At 66.9% G+C, this 17804-nt stretch carries 19 protein-coding genes; 4 read left to right on the forward strand and 15 right to left on the reverse strand.

Annotated elements, in window-relative coordinates:
• Positions 1 to 4: 4 nt before the first annotated feature.
• From J7654_RS02955 to J7654_RS02970, 4 genes are read right to left on the reverse strand one after another with little or no spacing between them, the layout of a single operon-like run.
• The gene (locus tag J7654_RS02955) at positions 5 to 745 is read right to left on the reverse strand and encodes an SDR family NAD(P)-dependent oxidoreductase (protein WP_209738063.1); all 741 of its coding nucleotides are present in this window, start codon (positions 743 to 745) and stop codon (positions 5 to 7) included.
• A complete protein-coding gene (locus tag J7654_RS02960) occupies positions 742 to 1587 on the reverse strand; it encodes an ABC transporter permease (protein ID WP_209738064.1) in 846 nt (281 codons plus the stop codon). The genes J7654_RS02955 and J7654_RS02960 overlap by 4 nt, the downstream gene beginning before the upstream one ends.
• Position 1588: 1 nt before the next feature.
• The gene (locus J7654_RS02965; protein WP_209738067.1) at positions 1589 to 2512 is read right to left on the reverse strand and encodes an ABC transporter permease; all 924 of its coding nucleotides are present in this window, start codon (positions 2510 to 2512) and stop codon (positions 1589 to 1591) included.
• A complete protein-coding gene (locus J7654_RS02970; RefSeq protein WP_209738069.1) occupies positions 2512 to 3582 on the reverse strand; it encodes an ABC transporter ATP-binding protein in 1071 nt (356 codons plus the stop codon). Before J7654_RS02970 ends, J7654_RS02965 begins: the two co-directional genes overlap by 1 nt.
• A 302-nt stretch (positions 3583 to 3884) precedes the next feature.
• Here J7654_RS02970 and J7654_RS02975 point away from each other — a divergent pair, with 302 nt between their 5' ends.
• The gene (locus tag J7654_RS02975) at positions 3885 to 4880 is read left to right on the forward strand and encodes a GntR family transcriptional regulator (protein WP_209738071.1); all 996 of its coding nucleotides are present in this window, start codon (positions 3885 to 3887) and stop codon (positions 4878 to 4880) included.
• Here J7654_RS02975 and J7654_RS02980 read toward each other — a convergent pair.
• From J7654_RS02980 to J7654_RS03000, 5 genes are read right to left on the reverse strand one after another with little or no spacing between them, the layout of a single operon-like run.
• The gene (locus tag J7654_RS02980; protein ID WP_209738073.1) at positions 4867 to 5844 is read right to left on the reverse strand and encodes a 5-oxoprolinase subunit C family protein; all 978 of its coding nucleotides are present in this window, start codon (positions 5842 to 5844) and stop codon (positions 4867 to 4869) included. The genes J7654_RS02975 and J7654_RS02980 overlap by 14 nt on opposite strands.
• Positions 5834 to 6706: a 5-oxoprolinase subunit B family protein gene (locus J7654_RS02985; RefSeq protein ID WP_377946605.1), complete on the reverse strand. Its 873-nt coding sequence runs from the start codon at positions 6704 to 6706 to the stop codon at positions 5834 to 5836. Before J7654_RS02985 ends, J7654_RS02980 begins: the two co-directional genes overlap by 11 nt.
• The gene (locus J7654_RS02990; protein ID WP_209738075.1) at positions 6706 to 8082 is read right to left on the reverse strand and encodes an acetyl-CoA carboxylase biotin carboxylase subunit; all 1377 of its coding nucleotides are present in this window, start codon (positions 8080 to 8082) and stop codon (positions 6706 to 6708) included. Before J7654_RS02990 ends, J7654_RS02985 begins: the two co-directional genes overlap by 1 nt.
• A 5-nt stretch (positions 8083 to 8087) precedes the next feature.
• Positions 8088 to 8330, reverse strand: coding sequence for an acetyl-CoA carboxylase (locus tag J7654_RS02995; RefSeq protein WP_209738077.1), 243 nt, complete (start codon positions 8328 to 8330; stop codon positions 8088 to 8090).
• Positions 8331 to 8343: 13 nt separating this feature from the next.
• On the reverse strand, positions 8344 to 9081 hold the full coding sequence (locus J7654_RS03000) for a 5-oxoprolinase subunit PxpA (RefSeq protein ID WP_209738079.1): 738 nt from the start codon (positions 9079 to 9081) through the stop codon (positions 8344 to 8346).
• Positions 9082 to 9231: 150 nt separating this feature from the next.
• Here J7654_RS03000 and J7654_RS03005 point away from each other — a divergent pair, with 150 nt between their 5' ends.
• On the forward strand, positions 9232 to 10176 hold the full coding sequence (locus J7654_RS03005; RefSeq protein WP_209738081.1) for a LysR family transcriptional regulator: 945 nt from the start codon (positions 9232 to 9234) through the stop codon (positions 10174 to 10176).
• A 102-nt stretch (positions 10177 to 10278) separates the two neighbouring features.
• Here J7654_RS03005 and J7654_RS03010 read toward each other — a convergent pair whose 3' ends face one another.
• Entirely contained in the window at positions 10279 to 10566 is a 288-nt protein-coding gene (locus J7654_RS03010; protein ID WP_209738083.1) for a hypothetical protein, read from the reverse strand.
• Positions 10567 to 10648: 82 nt separating this feature from the next.
• On the reverse strand, positions 10649 to 11575 hold the full coding sequence (trhO, locus tag J7654_RS03015; RefSeq protein ID WP_209738085.1) for an oxygen-dependent tRNA uridine(34) hydroxylase TrhO: 927 nt from the start codon (positions 11573 to 11575) through the stop codon (positions 10649 to 10651).
• A 245-nt stretch (positions 11576 to 11820) separates the two neighbouring features.
• Between trhO and J7654_RS03020 the strand changes: the two genes are divergently transcribed.
• The gene (locus J7654_RS03020) at positions 11821 to 12603 is read left to right on the forward strand and encodes a phosphodiester glycosidase family protein (RefSeq protein ID WP_209738087.1); all 783 of its coding nucleotides are present in this window, start codon (positions 11821 to 11823) and stop codon (positions 12601 to 12603) included.
• A 159-nt stretch (positions 12604 to 12762) separates the two neighbouring features.
• Here J7654_RS03020 and J7654_RS03025 read toward each other — a convergent pair whose 3' ends face one another.
• Positions 12763 to 13878, reverse strand: a complete 1116-nt coding sequence (locus J7654_RS03025; RefSeq protein WP_377946603.1) for an NADH:flavin oxidoreductase — start codon at positions 13876 to 13878, stop codon at positions 12763 to 12765.
• A gap of 143 nt (positions 13879 to 14021) precedes the next feature.
• On the opposite strand from J7654_RS03025, the gene J7654_RS03030 reads away from it, so the two are divergent.
• Positions 14022 to 14345, forward strand: a complete 324-nt coding sequence (locus tag J7654_RS03030; RefSeq protein ID WP_209740151.1) for a winged helix-turn-helix transcriptional regulator — start codon at positions 14022 to 14024, stop codon at positions 14343 to 14345.
• 25 nt (positions 14346 to 14370) lie between these two features.
• On the opposite strand, the gene J7654_RS03035 is transcribed toward J7654_RS03030, so the two are convergent.
• The 3 genes from J7654_RS03035 to J7654_RS03045 all read right to left on the reverse strand — a co-directional run bounded on the left by J7654_RS03035 (position 14371) and on the right by J7654_RS03045 (position 17803).
• Complete coding sequence (locus tag J7654_RS03035; RefSeq protein WP_209738091.1) at positions 14371 to 14991, reverse strand: LamG domain-containing protein; 621 nt, start codon at positions 14989 to 14991, stop codon at positions 14371 to 14373.
• 39 nt (positions 14992 to 15030) lie between these two features.
• Entirely contained in the window at positions 15031 to 16890 is a 1860-nt protein-coding gene (locus tag J7654_RS03040) for an ABC transporter ATP-binding protein (protein WP_245195611.1), read from the reverse strand.
• A gap of 61 nt (positions 16891 to 16951) precedes the next feature.
• A complete protein-coding gene (locus J7654_RS03045; protein ID WP_209738093.1) occupies positions 16952 to 17803 on the reverse strand; it encodes a fumarylacetoacetate hydrolase family protein in 852 nt (283 codons plus the stop codon).
• Position 17804: the final 1 nt, after the last annotated feature.

The raw sequence follows: 17804 nt of genomic DNA on the forward strand, positions 1-17804 counted from the left end.
TTCCTCAGAGCATCACGTCGCCGGAGTTCGGTCCGAGCGTCTGGCCGATGAAGAGCGCCCCATCCGGCGAGGCGAGGAAGGCGACGGCGCCCGCCACCTCCTCCGGACGTCCGAAGCGCCCGAGCGGCAGGCCAGCGGCCTTGGCGCGCTTCCAGTCTTCGGAAAGGGCGGCGACGAGCGGCGTTTCGATGGGGCCAGGCGCGATGGCGTTGACGCGCACGCCGCGCCCAGCGACCTCGCGGGCGAGCGACTTGGTCATCGCGATGATGGCGCCCTTTGCGCCCGAATAGTGCACAAGCTCGACGCCGCCGATCTGGCCAAGCTGGGAGGCCACGTTGACGATCACGCCATCGCCCGCCTCCACCATCGCCGGCAGCACCGCCTGAGCCATCAGGAAAGTGCCGCGCACATGGACCGCGAACATGCGCTCGAACTCGGCAAGGGAGATGTCGAGGAAGGCCGCCTGATGACCGTGGCCGGCATTGTTGACGAGCAGTCGCGCCGGACCGAAGCGCTCGCTCGCCGCCTTGGTCATATCTGCGACGGCCTGCGGGTCCGACACGTCGCCGGGGATTGCAAGCGCCGTGCCGCCGCCTTCGCGGATCGCCTCGACGGTGCGCCCACACGCCTCCTGTGTGAGGTCGTTGATGGCGAGAGCGTAGCCCTCGCGGGCCATGCGAAGCGCGATGGCGGCTCCTATCCCAGAGCCCGCGCCCGTGACGATGGCGGAGGGACGCGCGCTCACAGGGCGTCCTCCTGCCCCTTGAAGCTGCGCCCCGCGCGCACCGCGCGCGTCATCAGCATCGCGTAGATGGCCAGGAGCGTGAAGGAGAAGAGCGTCGTCAGCACCCCGAAGGCGAAGATGTTCGGATAGATCTCCACGGCGAAGGTCCCGTAGATCGTCAATGGCAGCGTCTGTTCGCGGCCCGAGGCGAAGAGGGTGCGGGAGAACTCGTCGTAGGAGAGGGTGAAGGAGAAGAGCATCGCCGACAGGACGCCGGGGAAGATCATGGGGAAGGTCACGCGCCGGAAGGTTTCGGCGGGCGAGACGCCGAGCGAGAGCGCGGCCTCCTCCACCGAGCGGTCGAAGCGGTTGAGGATGGCGAGCATCACCAGGAAGGCGAAGGGATAGGTGTAGACGACATGGAGCACGAAGGCGGTGCCCCACCATGTGCGCGAGACGCCCACGGTGTTCGACAGGAGCGACATGCCGAGCCCGACGAGCACGCCCGGCACGATCATGCCGAGGATGACGAGGTAGAAGACCACGCCCGACCCATTGAAGCGCTTGCGGAAGCCCTGCGCCGTCATCACGCCGAGGACGGTGGAGACGACGGTGGTCATCAGCGCCAGGGTGAGCGAGCGCAGGAGGCTTTCGCCGATGGGCAGGCGCGCGATGCGGCCCGGCTCGGTAAGGCCGAGAAGGTGCCGGTACCAATAGGTGGACCACTCGATGATCGGAAATTGCGGCCCTCCGCCCGGTCCCTGGAAGGAGAGGATCGCGAGCGTGATCATCGGAGCGTAAAGGAAGAGGATGAAGGCGGCGCAGTAGACGCCCAGCACCGGCTTGAGGATGCGCGATTCCATCTCAGACCTCCTTGCGCAGGCTGACGACCCGCAGGAGCAGCGACACCACCACCGCGATGACGAGGGTCAGCACCACGCCCGCCACCGAGGCGAAGGCCCAGCGCAGCGAGCCGACCTGGCTGACGATGATGTTGCCGAGCAGGTTGACCGTGCGGCCCGACAGCGCGGCGGCGGTGGCGAACTCGCCGAGCACCATGACGGAGACGAAGATCGCCCCCACCACCACGCCCGGCAGCGACAGGGGCAGGATGATGCGCCAGAAGATGCGCCCGAAGCCGGCGCCGAGGTCGCGCGCGGCCTCGATGATACTGGGCTCGATGCGCGCGAGCATGAAGGTGATCGGCCCGACCATGAAGACGCAGTAAATCTGCGTCATGCCGACGAGCACGGCGAATTCGGAGAAGAGCAGCGAGGTGATCGGCGCGTCGATGACGCCGATCTTGAGGAGGATCGAGTTGATCGCCCCTTCAGTGCCCAGCATCGGGCGCCATGCGATGACGCGGATGAGAAAGGAGGTCCAGAACGGGATGACGCACAGCACGAGCAGCGCGGTCTGGAGCGTCTGGTTGCGCACCATCAGCCCGATGAAGAGCGCCACCGGGTAGCCGACGAGAAGCGTCGAGACGAGCACGATGGCCCAGATGCGCACCGTGGTCCATGCGGCGGAGATGTAGGTGGGGCTCGTCAGGAAGCGCGCCCAGCTCTCCGTCGTCAGCGTCGGCTCCACCGTGAAGGTGGTCTGCGTCCAGAAGGAGACGTAGACCACCATGGCCAGCGGCAGCACCATGAAGAGCGCCATCCACAGGACGCCGGGCGAGACGAGAAGAAGCGCCCGGCGCCGCTCGGCGCGCTCGCGCGCGGCGGCGGGCGAGCCGGCTCGCCTTTCGCCTGCGGCGCGGCCTGCGCCGTTCTGGACGAGTTCCATCAGGCAGCCCTTTCGAGAAACGGGATGGCAAGGTCGGAATCGAAGGCGAGGAGATACGGCTCGCCCTCGGCATAGGGCTCGGGCAGCGCGGTACCCACGGGTGCGACCACCTGTAGAAGCGCGCCGTCCCCCGTGCGGAAGAAGGAGAGCGTCGAGGCGCCCGTGAACTCGCTCGCCACGAACCGCGCGGGGATGCCTTCTGCGCCTGAAGCGGCCGGCAGGACACGGATGCGGTCGAAGCGCAGCGCCACCTCGATCGGCGCACCGGAGGGCACCGCGACACCGCCCGGCAACGGGAAGCTCGCGGCGGGGAAGACGAAACGCCCGCCCTCGGCGCGGCCTTTCAGGATGTTGTAGGCGGCCAGGTGGCGCGCCACCTCGGCGTCGGCCGGGGTCTCGAAGAGTGCGGACGCCGGGCCGGACTGGGCGATGACGCCGCGCGAGAGGACGGCGACCGTTTCGCCCATCATCAGCGCTTCGCTCTCGCTGCCGGTGACGTGGAAGAAGGTGACCTTCAGCCGCTCGCGGATGGCGCGCAATTCATCGCACATGCGCTCGCGAAGATTGGCGTCAAGCGCGCCGAGCGGCTCGTCCAGAAGCACGAAGCCGGGCTCGGTGACGAGGGTGCGGGCGAGCGCCACGCGCTGGCGCTGGCCGCCGGAGACAGCCATCACCTTACGCTTCTCCAGCCCCTCCAGCCCCACGAGGCGCACCATATCAGCCACGCGCCCGGCGATCTCGTCCCTGCTCTCCAGGCGCCCCTTCGCCCGGTAGCGCAGGCCGAAGGCGATGTTCTGCTCGACGGTGAGGTGAGGGAAGAGAGCGAAGTTCTGGAACACGAAGCCGATACCGCGCTCGTGCGGCGGCGTGCCGTCGAGCCTTCGCCCGTCAAGACTGAGCGTGCCGGAATCGGGTTCGTCGAAGCCGGCAATGATGCGAAGGAGAGTGGTCTTGCCGCTGCCACTGGCGCCGAGCAGCGAAACGTACCGGTCGTGCGGCAGGGAGAGGCTCAGCCCGTTGAGGGCCACCATGTCGCCGAAACTCTTGGAGACGGACGTCAGCGTGAGCACCGGAGCCCTCCATAAAACGATTATGGATACAGAACTGTTTTTTACGATCTGCGCAAGTCCTGATCAGATACAAAAAACGTGCAATTCGTTCGCATTCTTCTGATTTGAGTCACTAACGCCGGAAAATTATGCACTTATGGATTGCGATATGGCAGCATGATAACTGGATAGGCACTCCGCCAGGCATCCGGCAGTCGTCAGCCTTGGCCGCAAGATGATCTTGTATTCCATAGCTCTTGATCGCATGGTTGAATTGCCCGTCGCGACTTGCCACAAACGCGGTCCACGCTGGATTCTCCGAGATGAGTCGCCTGCCGCAGACAACGGAACGCCTTCCCCTCTTCCGCTCGGCAGCCGAGACCATCCGCCTCAACATCGACGAGGGTACGCTCTCGCCCGGGTTGGTGTTGCTGGAGGGCCCGATCGCGCGCCTCCTCAACATCTCCCGAAGCTCTGTGAAGCGGGCACTGGCGCTTCTTGAGGCGGACGGCCTCGTCAGCCGCTTTGACGGGCGCGGCTATCTCGTCGGCCCGCCCGGCCACCCGCTCGCCCCCGTGCGTGCCGATCTCGACGCGCTCGACCTCGTGATCGACGAGCCAGGGGCCGAAGGGCACGCGCGCCCAAGCTGGAAGCGCGTCCACGACCGGCTGGAGGGCGACATCGCTTCCTGCCTCGTCTTCGGCCGCTACCGCATCGTAGAGAACGACCTCGCGGACCATTTCAAGGTGAGCCGCACCATGATCCGCGACGTGCTCGGCCGCCTTCAGGAACGGGGTATGGTAGCGAAGAACTCCACCTCGCGCTGGTTCACCGTGCCGCTCACCGCCCGCTCGATTCGCGACAAGTTCGAGCTGCGCGTCATCCTGGAGGGCGCGGCCCTGCGCGCGGCCGCCCCGTTCGTGGATCGCCTCGCCCTGCGCGCGCTCTGCTCGCGCATGGAGGCCGCCGAGAGAACAGTGACGACGCCGGAAGCCTGGTTCGACCTCGTGGAGAGCTTCGCCAGCCTCGCCATCCTTCCCGCCCCCAACGGCGACGTACGCCGGCTGGTCGCAAGCAACCGCAAGATGCTGCGCGCCTCGCAACGGGCGCTCTTCGCGCTCGGTCTTCCGGCCGACACCTCCTCCATCCGCGAATTGAGGATGATCTCCGAACTCATCCTCGCCGACTCGGAGGCGGGCGCGGCCCGGATGCTCGAGACGCATCTTGCCAAGGCGTGTGAGCGCACCATCGCCCAGCTCAAGATCGTAGCCGTGCTTCCCCACCCCGGCCATCTCGCGCCCTACCTCATCGCGGCCTGAACGCGGCGCGAAGGCGATCAAGGCGTCCTGCCTCCGCGGCACGCGCGGCCAGCGCTTCTTCCATGCTCACGCGCAGAAAGCGCGTCTTCGTGTTCGGCTGGAGCTGCCCGATGAGGTCCATGTCGGCCGAGATCACCGTGCCGAGCATGAAATAGCCGCCGCCTGACACCGCGTCGCGGTGGAGTACGATGGGCTCCGTGCCGCTCGGCACCTGGATGGAGCCGTAGGGGTAGCAGCTGTCCACGATGTTGGAAGGGTCCGAGCCCGCGCCGAAGGGCGGCTCGCGCTCCACGAACTCCACCGGGCTGCCGCCCCGGAAGCGGTAACCCATCCGGTCCGCCTCGGGCGCCACTTTCCATGTCTCCTCGAAGAAGCGGTCCAGCGCGGTGGACGTCAGGCGGTGCTCGTAGAGGCCGGGCAGGACGCGAAGGCTCGCCTCCGCGCCCATCGACCGGCGCATATCCTCATCGACACCTGGCCCCACCGCCACGACGCTGGGCTCCCCGAGCGGCACCACGTCACCAGCCGCGAGCGGGCGGCCCTTGAAGCCACCGAGCGCGCCGATGGCATAGGTCGAGCGGCTGCCCAGTTGCTCGGGAACATCGATGCCGCCGGCAAAGGCGATGATGATGCGCGCGCCCGCCTTCAGATAATCAAAGGAGAGCACCTGCCCCGCCTTGACCGGGATCGCGGTCCAACCGGGATGCTCCTTGCCGTCGATGCGCAGCGGCATCTCGGCGCCCGTCACGGCGATCACCGTCTCGGCGCGAAAGGCAAGCTTGGGGCCGACGAAGACGGCCTCCAGCGCGCCCGCGCCCTCCTCGTTGCCGACGAGAAGGTTGGCAGCACGTAGCGCGAAGCGGTCCATGGCGCCGGAGAGCGGGATGCCGAGATGAAAGTAGCCCGGCCGCCCCAGATCCTGCACGCTTGTCTGAATACCGGGGTGGAGAACCTCAAACGCCATGAATTACGGCCTCCAGACCAGCGTTGTAACCCGCGATATCTGTGTTGAATGCGCGAAGATCGAAGCGCACCTCGCGCATAAGGGGGCGGAAGCGGTTTTCTTCCACCTCGGCGACGATCCGGTCATACTCCTCGCGATCGACCGAGCGGAACTTCACGATGTCTCCCGGTCGGAAGAAGACCATGAAGTCGGAGAGATGCGCGGCCTTCTCCTGCGGATCGAAGATCGGCATCGGCGTGATGCCGAACATCTGGTAGCCTCCTGCCCCGCGCACCGAATAGATGCAGGAGAAGCATCCTCCGTAGCCAACCGTGTGCTTGGGCGTGTCAGTGCGTGGGCGCAGATACTTCGGCACCTGAAGCTGCCGCTCGCGCTCCACCATCTGGTACATGAAAGGCAGGCCCGCCACGAAGCCAACCATCGAGACGAACCAGGGCGAGCCCGAATGAGCGCCGATGAAGTCGTCCACGCTGTCGTAGCCGTTGATGCGCGCGGCATATTCAAGATCGGTGCCCGATGGGTCCTGGTGCCGTTCGCGGAAGCGCATCAGCGTCTCGTGCGTCCACGGGTCGCGGTAGAAGACGGGCACCTCGATGAGGCGCGTGTCGATGACCGGCTCGGCTCCTTCTGCCTCCGCCTCGATCGCGCGCACCGTTTCCAGGATCGCATCCGGCGCGATCACGTCCGGGTCGAAGCGCACCTGGAAGGAAGCGTTGGCCGGGCAGATCTCCGTGACACCCTCGATCCTTTTCCCGGCGAGAATGCGCGTCATGGACAGGCTCTTGAAGAAGGCGTCGAGTGACATCTCCTCGGCAACCTCCACGAAGAGGTGCTCGTCGCCGCCGAACGTGTATCGCACCATCAGGCCACCTCCTCTTGCCGCGTCAGCGGCGTGCGCTCCAGCCAATCCTCCAGCCAGCGCGTGTGTACCTGGCCGGCCCGAAGTTCCTCGCTGGCAGCGAGCGCGGCGTGGAGCGGCGCCGTGGTCTTCACGCCGCCGATCCGCAGCGCCGCCACCGCTTGGCCCATTCGGCTGATGGCCTCGGCGCGGTCAGCCCCGTGAACGACAAGCTTGCCGAGGAGCGAATCGTAGAAGGGCGGCACCGTGTAGCCGTCGTAGAGCATGGTGTCGAAACGGATGCCGGGGCCCTTCGGTACGGCGAGCCCATCCACGCGCCCCGGCTGCGGCGCGAAACCGGCGGCCGGATCTTCCGCGTTGATGCGGCACTCGACGGCGTGCCCTTCCAGGCGCACATCCTCCTGCCGGATAGACAGCCTCTCGCCACCGGCGATGCGGATCATCTCGGCGACAAGGTCGATGCCTGTCACCATCTCGGTCACGGGGTGCTCGACTTGGATGCGCGTGTTCACCTCGATGAAGTGAAAGCGCTCTTCATCCGGGTCGTAAAGATATTCCACGGTGCCTGCGCCCCGGTAGCCGACAGAGCGGCCGAGCGAGACGGCGCTTTCGCAAAGCGCCGCGCGCAGAGGGTCTGTAAGGCCGAAGGCCGGCGCCTCCTCCCATACCTTCTGGCGACGGCGCTGGACGGAGCATTCGCGCTCGAAGCAATGGATCACGTTCTTGCCGTCGCCCAGGATCTGCACCTCGACATGGCGCGCACGGGGGATGAAGCGCTCGACATAGAGGCTACCGTCGCCGAAAGCGGCCAGCGCCTCGGCGCTCGCCTGCGCGAACTGGGTCTCGAAGGCGCCTGCGTCGGAGACGATGCGGATGCCCCGCCCACCCCCGCCGGCTGCGGCCTTGATCATCACCGGAAAGCCCATTGTTGCGGCCAGTTCGCGGGCGACGCGCGCATCAGCGATTCGCCCCTCGCTGCCCGGCACGGTGGGAACGCCCGCCCGGCGCGCGGCCTCGCGCGCGGCTACTTTGTCCCCGAGGAGACGAATCGCCTGCGCCGACGGACCGACGAAAACAAGGCCGGCAGCCTCCACGCTTTGCGCAAAATCGGCGTTCTCGGCGAGGAAGCCATAACCCGGATGGATAGCGTCGGCGCCATGCCCCTTCGCGGCCTCGATGATGGCGGCGCCGTTCAAATAGGACTTGGCGGCGGGCGGCGGGCCGATGAGCACGGCTTCGTCGGCCATGCGCACGGCGAGCGAGTCCGCGTCGGCGGCGCTGTAGGCCTGCACGGTGCGAATGCCAAGTGCCTTCGCCGCGCGCAGGATACGCACCGCGATCTCACCGCGGTTGGCGACGAGGAGGGAGCCGATCGCCATGCTGCTCAGTCCTCCACCTCAGCAAGGACCTGCCCCGCCATGATCGCATCTCCGTCCTCAGCGAGGAAGGCGAGCGCAGCACCGCCGACTTCTGCCTTCACCTCGTGGAAGCTCTTCATCACCTCGATGAGTCCCACCACCTCGCCCGGCGAAAGGGGGTCTCCGTCCGCCTTGAAAGGCGGGGTGTCCGGCGAGGGACGGCGGTAAAACACGCCGGGCATGGGGGCACGGATCTCGAGCTTGGGCATGGCGTGTCCTCGTCTAGTTCTGGGAAACAGGGCGGATGTCGATGCCGGCACCGTCCAGCCGCTCGCGTATGGCGCGGGCGATCTCGGTTGAGCCTGGCGTGTCGGAATGGAAGCAGACGGACTCGAAGACGATATCCACCTCGCGCCCCGTCACCGCCGTCACCCGCCCCTCTCGGCAGGCCTTCAGCACCTTGTCGGCGATAGCGGCCGGATCGAGAGCGCCGACGCGCCGCGTGAAGACGATGGCACCGTCCTCGCCGTAGTCGCGATCGGCAAAGAACTCGCGCACGACCGGATGACCGGCCTCGCGCGCGATCCGGCATGTGTGCGAGACGTCCATGCAAAATATCGGCGTGTCAGGGCGCGCCATGCGCATATAATCGATGAAGAGAGCGGACATTGCCTCGCTGCGGGCCAATTCCATGTAGAGTGCCCCGTGCGGCTTGACGTGGGCGAGCGCATCACCGCTCCGGCGCGCGAACTCGGCGACCGCCCCCACCTGATAGACGATATCGTTGACGAACTCCTCCGGCAGACCCTCCATACGCCGGCGCCCGAAGCCCTTGAGGTCAGGAAAACCCGGATGGGCCCCGATCGCGACCCCGTTCTCGACCGCCAGCGCGACGGTGCTCGCGATGAGGTCAGGATCGCCCGCATGGAAGCCTGCGGCGATATTGGCGGAGCTGATCAGCGACATCAGCGCCGCGTCGTCGGCTCCGCCGAGGCGCCAAACCCCGAAGCGCTCGCCCATGTCGCAATTGATATCTACCGCCTGCACGTTCGCCCGGATCCTTCTTCGCTAGGGTGGAAGGAGGCTAGAAAATCATCGGCCTCTTTGAAAATTCTATTTTCACGCGGTAAGCTATCGTAAAAACAGAACGTCGCCCGCCTCAGGTCAGCCATGCTTACCCTGCGCCAACTCCGCTATTTCGTTGCCACGGCGGAGCTGGGCCAGATCTCGCAGGCTGCCGTGGAGCTCTCGATCTCGCAATCGGCGGTCACCACCGCGATCCGCGACCTTGAGAGAGGCATCGAAGTGGAGCTGTTCCGGCGCTCACCCTCCGGCATGGAGCTGACCCCTTCGGGGCGAGAATTTCTCTTCCATGCCTACGACATCCTGCAAAAGGTAGAGGAGGCAAGCACGCTGCGTCTCCCCTCGGCGGCCATCGAGGGGCACCTGTCAGTGGCGGCCACCTACACCGTGATCGGCTACTTTCTGCCCAACCATCTGCACCGACTGCGACGCTCCTATCCGGGCCTCGACATCCGGCTGCATGAGACCGACCGGCAGTCCATCGAGGCCGGACTTACGGACGGGCGGTTCGACATCGCGGTGCTTCTCACCTCGAACGTGAACGATCTGCGCATTGCCGCAGAGCGCGTGGTCGCCTCACCCCGCCGTCTCTGGCTCACCTCGCGCCATCCGCTGCTCAAACGCGATTCGCTAGGCTTGCAGGACCTTTTGCACGAGCCCTACATCATGCTCACCGTCGACGAGGCGGAGGAGAGTTCGGTCCGCTACTGGCGCGCGGCCCAGATGGAACCCAACGTCGCGCTGCGCACCTCGTCCGTGGAGGCAGTGCGCTCGCTCGTGGCCAGCGGACAAGGTGTAGCCATCCTGTCCGACATGGTCTACCGCCCTTGGTCGCTGGAGGGCCAACGCTTGGAGACGGTAGTGCTCAACGACCAGGTGCCGACCATGGATGTCGGCCTTGCCTGGAGCCGCGAGAGCGGACTGACCCGCACGGCCGAAGCGTTCCGCGACTATTTCCGGCAGGCCTACCAGTCGCCGAGGGTGCGCAGCTTGACGGCCGCCGGCCGTGACAGTGCCCTGCCCCTCACTTAACGAAACCGGCCCGTGAAGATGGTCGCTGCGGGATGCGTATTCAGGATTGACCGACGATGCAGTGGGCCAGGATTGACGCGGCGATCGCGAGAAGCGGTTCAATCAGAGCGAGCCAACGCGGCGTCGGCCGGAAGGCGCGCCAGTCTCGCTTGCGATAGCCGGTCCGTAGGCGCCCAGGAGCGCGGCGATGGCGGTGAGCACCAGCGCCTCTTCCCAGTAGAGCCCCTTCACGAGCGAAAAGAGGGCGCCGGCCAGCAACAGGGCGATAGCCACGATGCGTGCCAGCGCCAGGCGCAGTTGGAGGCCGCGCGCGACGATGACGAGCGGGAGGCCGCTGAAGGCCGAGGGGCGGGCGGTGAGAACGCCGAGCGCGGCGATGGCTTGCCTCACTCGGCTATCCGACTTTGGCGATCGGTCCGGGCAGGCCGGAGGTCTCTCGGAGACCGTTCTGTCGGCGTGCCCTCCAGGATCGTCAGCTATCGGCGATCTGGCGAGGCGTCGACAGATCCGCCTGCGACCCGGAGGGCGTTTGCAGAAGGCGCCGGTGCCGGGCCCGCAGATCGCGAGCGCGCTCGTCGGTCAGCTCTTCGATGCAATGGGAACAGGACACGCCCGGCTCGTAGGCAGCCGAGCGGGTCTCCGTTTCGCCGAGCGGTTCGCCGCAGGCATGGCAGGCGATCCATGTGCCGGGCTTCAGGCCATGCCCGACCGCCACACGCCCATCGAAGACATAGCATTCGCCGTTCCAGCGTGAGCGGGACGGCGGGATGTCCTCCAGATACTTCAGGATACCGCCCTTGAGGTGATAGACGGTCTCGAAACCCTTCGACAGCATGTAGCTGGAAGCCTTCTCGCAGCGGATGCCGCCGGTGCAGAACATCGCCACCTTGCGATGCACGGCCGGATCCAGCTCGGCTTCGACGAATGTCTTGAACTCCGTGAAACTGTCGATCCGCGGATCGACGGCCCCTTCGAACGTTCCGACCTTCGTTTCATACCGGTTGCGGGTATCCAGCACGAGGACGTCCCGCGCCTCGATGAGGGCATTCCAGTCGGCCGGGGCGACATAGGTTCCGGCCTGCCGGGACGGATCGGCCTCCGGCGCGCGCATGGTGATCAGTTCGGGGCGGATGCGCACCTTCATCCGGGAGAAGGGCCAGTGGCTCGCCTTGGAATGCTTGACCTCGCCTTTCGAGATCGCGCAGATCGCCTCGAGCGCTTCGATGAGGGCCGAGGTTCCGGCGGCCGTGCCCGCGACAGTTCCGTTGATGCCTTCCGAGGCGATGAGGATCGTGCCGCGCAGGCCGTTGTCCCGGCACAGGCACGATAGATTCTCGCGCAGGGCCTCGAGACGTTCGAGCGGCACGAAGCGATATAGAGCGACAACATCCAGCATCATCGGGGCTGATAGCCCCGCGATATCCGGCAGGCAACATCATACTTCGGCGGGAACCGGCCCCCTCCCCCCACGACCCGGTGCTTTCCCAAACGCCACGACGCTCCCGCATGTCGTCGATAACGAGCAGGGCACCATTCTTCACGAGGAAGCCGATGCGACCTCGCGAATGCCCGCGCTCGTCTGCCTTCAGAAATCCGGCATTGTTCTGCTATTGGCCGATGGCTGACACGAAGCGAGGACATGGCATGGCTGTCTGGGCATCTTCCGGGAGCGCGTTGAAGGCGGCGATGCTGGCGCTGCTTGCCGCGCCCCTCACGCAGCCGGCAAAAGCCGGGCCATGCGCCGAGGAGAGCTTCGAGGGGGCCGGCTATGTCGTCTGCACGATCGACCCGGCCGTGTCCGACCTGCGGCTCGTCTGGCAGAATGCCGAGGGCGGCCCCTATCGCACTTTCTCCAATCTGGCCGCGGCGCTCGGCAACGAGGGGCGGGCGCTGATCTTCGCAATCAACGCGGGCATGTACCAGACCGACTTCTCGCCCGTCGGCCTTCATGTCGAGAATGGTGGCGAGTTGCGACCGGCGGATACGGCCAGCGTTGACGGCCCGCCGTCGCGGGTCCCCAACTTCTACAAGAAGCCCAACGGCATTTTCTTTCTAGGCGAGGCCGGCGCGGGCATCCTTCCCACCGAGGAATACCTCGCCGAGCGGCCGGATGTGCGCTTCGCCACTCAATCGGGACCGATGCTGGTCATCGAGAACAGGCTGCACCCCGCGTTCATTCCCGGCTCCACCGACAGGACGCGCCGCAGCGGCGTGGGCGTGTGCGAAGGAGGAGAGGTCCGGTTCGCCATCAGCGACGGCCGCGTCAACTTCTACGACTTCGCCCGGCTGTTCCGCGACCATCTGGCTTGCCCGAATGCGCTTTTCCTCGACGGCGGCCGCGGCGCTGGAATCTACCTGCCGGAGATGAGGCGCAACGACTTCTCCTGGCATGGCGGCTACGGGCCGATCCTCGGGCTTGTGGAATAGCGGCGGCGGGAACCGCTCTCTCGGCAGGATAGCCAGGGCCTCCAGAATCGGTCGCCGCAGCCTTCGCGGAAAGGGCAGCCCCTTGGAGCGCGCGAACGAAGCCTCGATCGCGCGCCCGCCTTCGCCGGCCGCTGCACCATCAAGTCCGGGATCCGATCCCTAGACGAGCTCGGCGAGAGCCTTTGCGTCGAAGCCCTTCAGGCCGGCCGAGTCGCCTGCCCGCACTTTCGCGACCCATTGCGGGTCGCTGATCAGCACCCGGCCCACGGCGATAAGGTCGAACTCGTCGCGCTCCATGCGCTCGACGAGGCGGTCGATTCCCACGGTCGCGGAGCCTTCGCCCGAGAAGGCGGCGAGGAACTCGCCCGACAGGCCGACCGAGCCGACGCTGATCGTGGCCGCGCCCGTCAGCTTCTTGGCCCAGCCGGCAAAGTTGAGGCCGCTCTCGCCGTCGATCTGCGGGAACTCCGGCTCCCAATATCGCCGCTGTGAGCAGTGGAGGATGTCGGCGCCGGCATCGACCAGCGGCTGGAGCCAGTCCGCCATCTCGTCGGGCGTCTCGGCCAGGCGCGCCTTATAGTCCTGCTGTTTCCACTGGCTGAGCCGAAGGATGATCGGGAAGTCGGGGCCGACCGCCGCGCGGATGGCCGCCACCACCTCGCCCGCGAAGCGGGAGCGCTCGCGGATGGTCGCGCCGCCATAGCGGTCGGTACGCTCGTTCGTGCCCTGCCAGAAGAACTGGTCGATGAGATAACCGTGCGCGCCATGGATCTCGACCGTGTCGAAGCCGAGGCGCCTGGCGTCCGCCGCGGCGCGCGCGAAGGCCGCCACCGTATCGGCGATGGCCTCCTCGCTCATGGCCTCCCCCCTCGGTTCGCCCGGCGCGACGAGCCCGGACGGACTTTCCACCGGCGTCTCCGGCTCCCAGCCGCTCATGCCGCGCGTGGAGCCGGTGTGCCAGATCTGCGGCCCCATCTTGCCGCCCGCCGCATGGACCGCGTCGATGACGCCCCGCCAGCCGGCCAGCGCCTCTTCCCCATGGAAGAAGGGAATGCCCGGCTCGTTGCGCGAGACCGGGCGGTCGATCACCGTGCCCTCGGAGAGGATCAGGCCGACGCCGCCTTCGACGCGCCGGCGATAATAGGCCGCGTTCGCCTCGCCCGGCACGCCGTTCGGCGCGAAGGTGCGCGTCATCGGGGCCATGACGATGCGGTTGGGAAGGCTCAGGGACTTCAGCTGGAAGGGGCGGAAGAGGGCGTCGACCGGGGACGTCATGCTGGACAAGCTCCGTTGAAGCGGGAGCGGCTTAGGTATACATCATAGACCTAGTGTCAATAACGCACTTCAACTCCCCCAAGTATACCGGAGGAAACCTAGTGGCCGAATGCGAGCATTTCGCCGTCGATTGCCCCAGCCGCCTGCTCTTCGACCAGATCGCGGACAAATGGTCGATGATGGTGCTGACCGTGCTGGACAACGGCCCCATGCGCTTCAACGCCATCAAGCGCCATCTGGAGGGCGTGACCCAGAAGGCGCTGACGCAATGCCTGCGCCGCCTGGAGCGCAACGGACTGGTCTCGCGACGTGTCATTCCCCTTTCGCCGGTGGCGGTCGAGTACGCGATCACCCCGCTCGGCCGTTCGCTGCAAACGCCCTTCAAGGCGCTCTACGCATGGACGCTGGCCCATTTCGACGAGGTGGAGGACGCGCGGCGGCGGTTCGACCGGCGCATCATGGACTGATGCGAAGCGCGCGCCTCACCCGCCGTCAGTCCCGCGTGTCGATGCGCAGGTTGCGGAAATAGGCGATGGTTCCCGATTCGAGCCATAACCCCACCCCGCCGCGAAGATCGGCGCCGTGCTTGAGGTCGGGCACGACCAGCGTGGGCTCCGGGGCCCCGTCGAGGTAAAGCTCGGCGCGCGCGCCCTTCACAAGGATGCGCATCGCGATCCAGCGTTCCAGCGCAAGGTCGGCATGGGTTTCGTACCGGCCCGGCGCCTCCTCGCGCAGCCGGTCGAAGCGGAAATCGGGATAGGCCACGTACTGGACGCTGCGATTGCGCCGGACAGGATCGTCCACGAGGCTGTTGACCGGGCGCAGATAGATGCTCTCGAAGCGCCCGTCCGGTGTGATGCGGAAGGCGAGGCCGATGAAGCCACGGGCATAGTCCGGCGCGCCCGGCGCCAGCACGCTCGCCACCTCCGCCTCGATCGTCCCGTCATGGAAGTCGACCGGCAGCCATGCCATGAAGTCGCGGTCGCTCAGCGCCTCGCGGGCGGGGTCCTGCCAGTCGGCGGGCGACATGCGCACTTCAAGCGCCTCGCTGCCCAGATAGGTGGCCTGCGCGGCGGTGACGCCCCGCAGCCGATAGTCTTCCATTCGCATCATATGGATACCCCGTTCACCGGCCCTGCTCTTCCCGTGCCCTCATGCGAGCACGAAATGCCCTTCCGCGACCTCCTCGTAGGATCGCTGCGGGGGCACGTAATCCGCTGCGCGGAGCGGGTTCTTGATCTCGTCGTTCGAGATGAGGCGCCTCATGCCGCGCCGCGAGGGATCGGGCAGCGGAACCGCGTCCAGGAGCTTCCTCGTATAGGGATGCCGCGGGTTGCCGAAGATCCGCTCCCGAGGACCGATCTCCACGATCTCGCCGAGATACATCACCGCCACGCGATGGCTGATCCGCTCCACCACCGCCATGTCGTGGGAGATGAAGAGATAGGAGATTCCGAGGCTTCTCTGGAGCTCGATCAGGAGGTTGATCACCTGCGCCTTCACCGAAACGTCGAGCGCGGCCACGGATTCGTCCGCCACGATGACCTTCGGCGAAAGCGCCAGGGCACGGGCGATGCAGATGCGCTGGCGCTGCCCGCCGGAGAACTGGTGCGGCAGGCGCCCGGCCATGTCGGGCGACAGGCCGACCCGTTCCAGGAGGTCCGCGGTGAGCTTGCGCGCGTCCTCGGCCGAGCCGAGCCCGTGCGTCAGGAAGGGTTCGGCGATCGAGTCGCCGATCGTGCGGCGCGGGCTGAGGCTGGCGAACGGGTCCTGGAAGATCATCTGCACCGACCGCCGCGCATTGCGTAATTGGTGGCCCGTCATCGCCGCGATGTCCTTGCCCTCGAGGAGGACCGACCCCGCACTGGGCTTGGTCAGGTGCATCACGGCCCGCCCGGTGGTCGACTTGCCGCAGCCCGACTCCCCGACCAGCGACAGGGTTTCGCCCCTGCGCAGGTCGAACGAGATGTTCTCGACCGCGTGAATGCGGCTGGACACGCGGCGCAGGAGGCCCGTGTGGATATCGTAGCGCTTGGTCAGGCCGCGCACCCGAAGAAGCGGATCGTCCTCCGGGGGCGTCGATTGCAGCTCCAGCGCCAGCGGCTTCGCCAGCCCGGTCGCGCGATCGACCTCGGGAAACGGCTTCGGGTAGGGCTCTCCCTTCATCGCGCCCAGTTGCGGCACGGCGGTGAGCAGCATCCGCGTGTAGGGGTGCGCGGCGTTCCGGAAGATCACCTCGGTCGCGTCGCTTTCCACGATCTCCCCCTTCAGCATGACGATCGTGCGTTCGGCGATCTCCGCCACGACCCCCATGTCGTGGGTGATGAAGAGGACGGACATGCCCTCCTCCTCCTGAAGCTGCTTGATCAGCTCGAGGATCTGGGCCTGGATGGTCACGTCGAGGGCCGTGGTCGGCTCGTCGGCGATCAGCACCTTCGGCTTGCAGGCCAGCGCCATGGCGATCATGGCGCGCTGGCGCATCCCGCCGGAGAAGTTATGCGCGTATTCGTTCAGGCGCTTCTGCGGCGCGGGGATGCGCACCTTCTCCAGGAGATGCAGCGCTTCCTCGCGCGCCTGGCGCTTGCTCAGAGGCTTGTGCAGGGTCAGCGCCTCGGCGATCTGCTCCCCGATCGTCAGGATGGGATTGAGGCTCGTCATCGCCTCCTGGAAGATCATCGAGATGGCGTTGCCGCGCACCTTGCGCATTTCCTCCTCGTCCAGCGCCAGGAGATCGCGCCCGTCGAGCATCACCTGCCCCTCGATGCGGGTCTTCTCGCGATGCAGGAGACGCATGATGGACATGGCGGTGACGCTCTTGCCCGAGCCCGATTCGCCCACGATGGCGAGCGTCTGCCCCAGCGGAACGTCGAAGGAGATGCCCCGGACGACAGGCGTCCAGCCCGCGCCGCTGCGGAACGAGGTTCTGAGGCCGCGAACGCTGAGCGCGGCCTCGGGGAGAACCGCCGCCTCCGGTCTCGCTGCGGGAATGGAATGCTGTTGCGTCATCGACATGGGTTTCCTCCTGCCGTTCGATGCCTCGCCGCGCGGGCGACGGGCCTGCCGGCCGTTTTGTTCATGTGCCGAACGGGGCGGTGACACGGTGCGCCTGCTCGCCCAGCCCCGTCCCGCCGAGACGAACCATCTGCCCTTCCCGCAGGAAGCGCGGCGGCTTCATGCCGGCGCCGATGCCCGCCGGGGTTCCGGTGGCGATGATGTCCCCGGGCAGGAGCGTCATGAACTGCGAAAGATGGACGACGATCTCGTCCACGCCGAAGAACATGTCGCCGGTCCAGCCGGACTGGACGCGCTCGCCGTCGATCTCCAGCCAGAGCCGCAGATCCTGCGGATCGGGTATCTCGTCGCGCATCACCAGATAGGGACCGACGGGGCCGAAGCTGTCATGGCCCCGCCCCTTGCTCGAATCCCCGCCCCGCGCCGCCTGGAAGTGGCGTTCGGACAGGTCGTTGACGAGGCAGTAGCCGGCGAGGTGGGCAAGCCCCTCCCCGGCTTCCAGATATTGCGCCCGGCGCCCCACCACCGCCCCGAGCTCGACCTCCCAGTCCGTGGCCGCCGAGCCTCGCGGCAGCTCGATATCGTCCCCGGCGCCGCACACGGCCGAAAGCGGCTTCATGGCGATGGCCGGCTCCTGCGGCCTCGGCAGGCCGAGGGCGCGCGCGTTGTCGGCATAGTTCAGCCCGAGGCAGACGAATTTTCCGGGCCGGGCCACGCAGGCGCCGAGGCGCACGGCGCCCTCGACCCGCGCCAGCGTGGCCGGATCGATCCGGCCGAGCGCCGCGAGGCTCTCCGGCCCCAGCGCATCGCCGTCGAGGTCGCGCATGTGGGGCGAGAGGTCCCGGATCTCTCCCGCGTCGTCCATCATGCCGGGCCGCTCCCGGCCCGGCGGTCCGTACCGGAGGAGCTTCATG

Source organism: Aureimonas populi, assembly GCF_017815515.1.
GTDB lineage: Bacteria > Pseudomonadota > Alphaproteobacteria > Rhizobiales > Rhizobiaceae > Aureimonas > Aureimonas populi.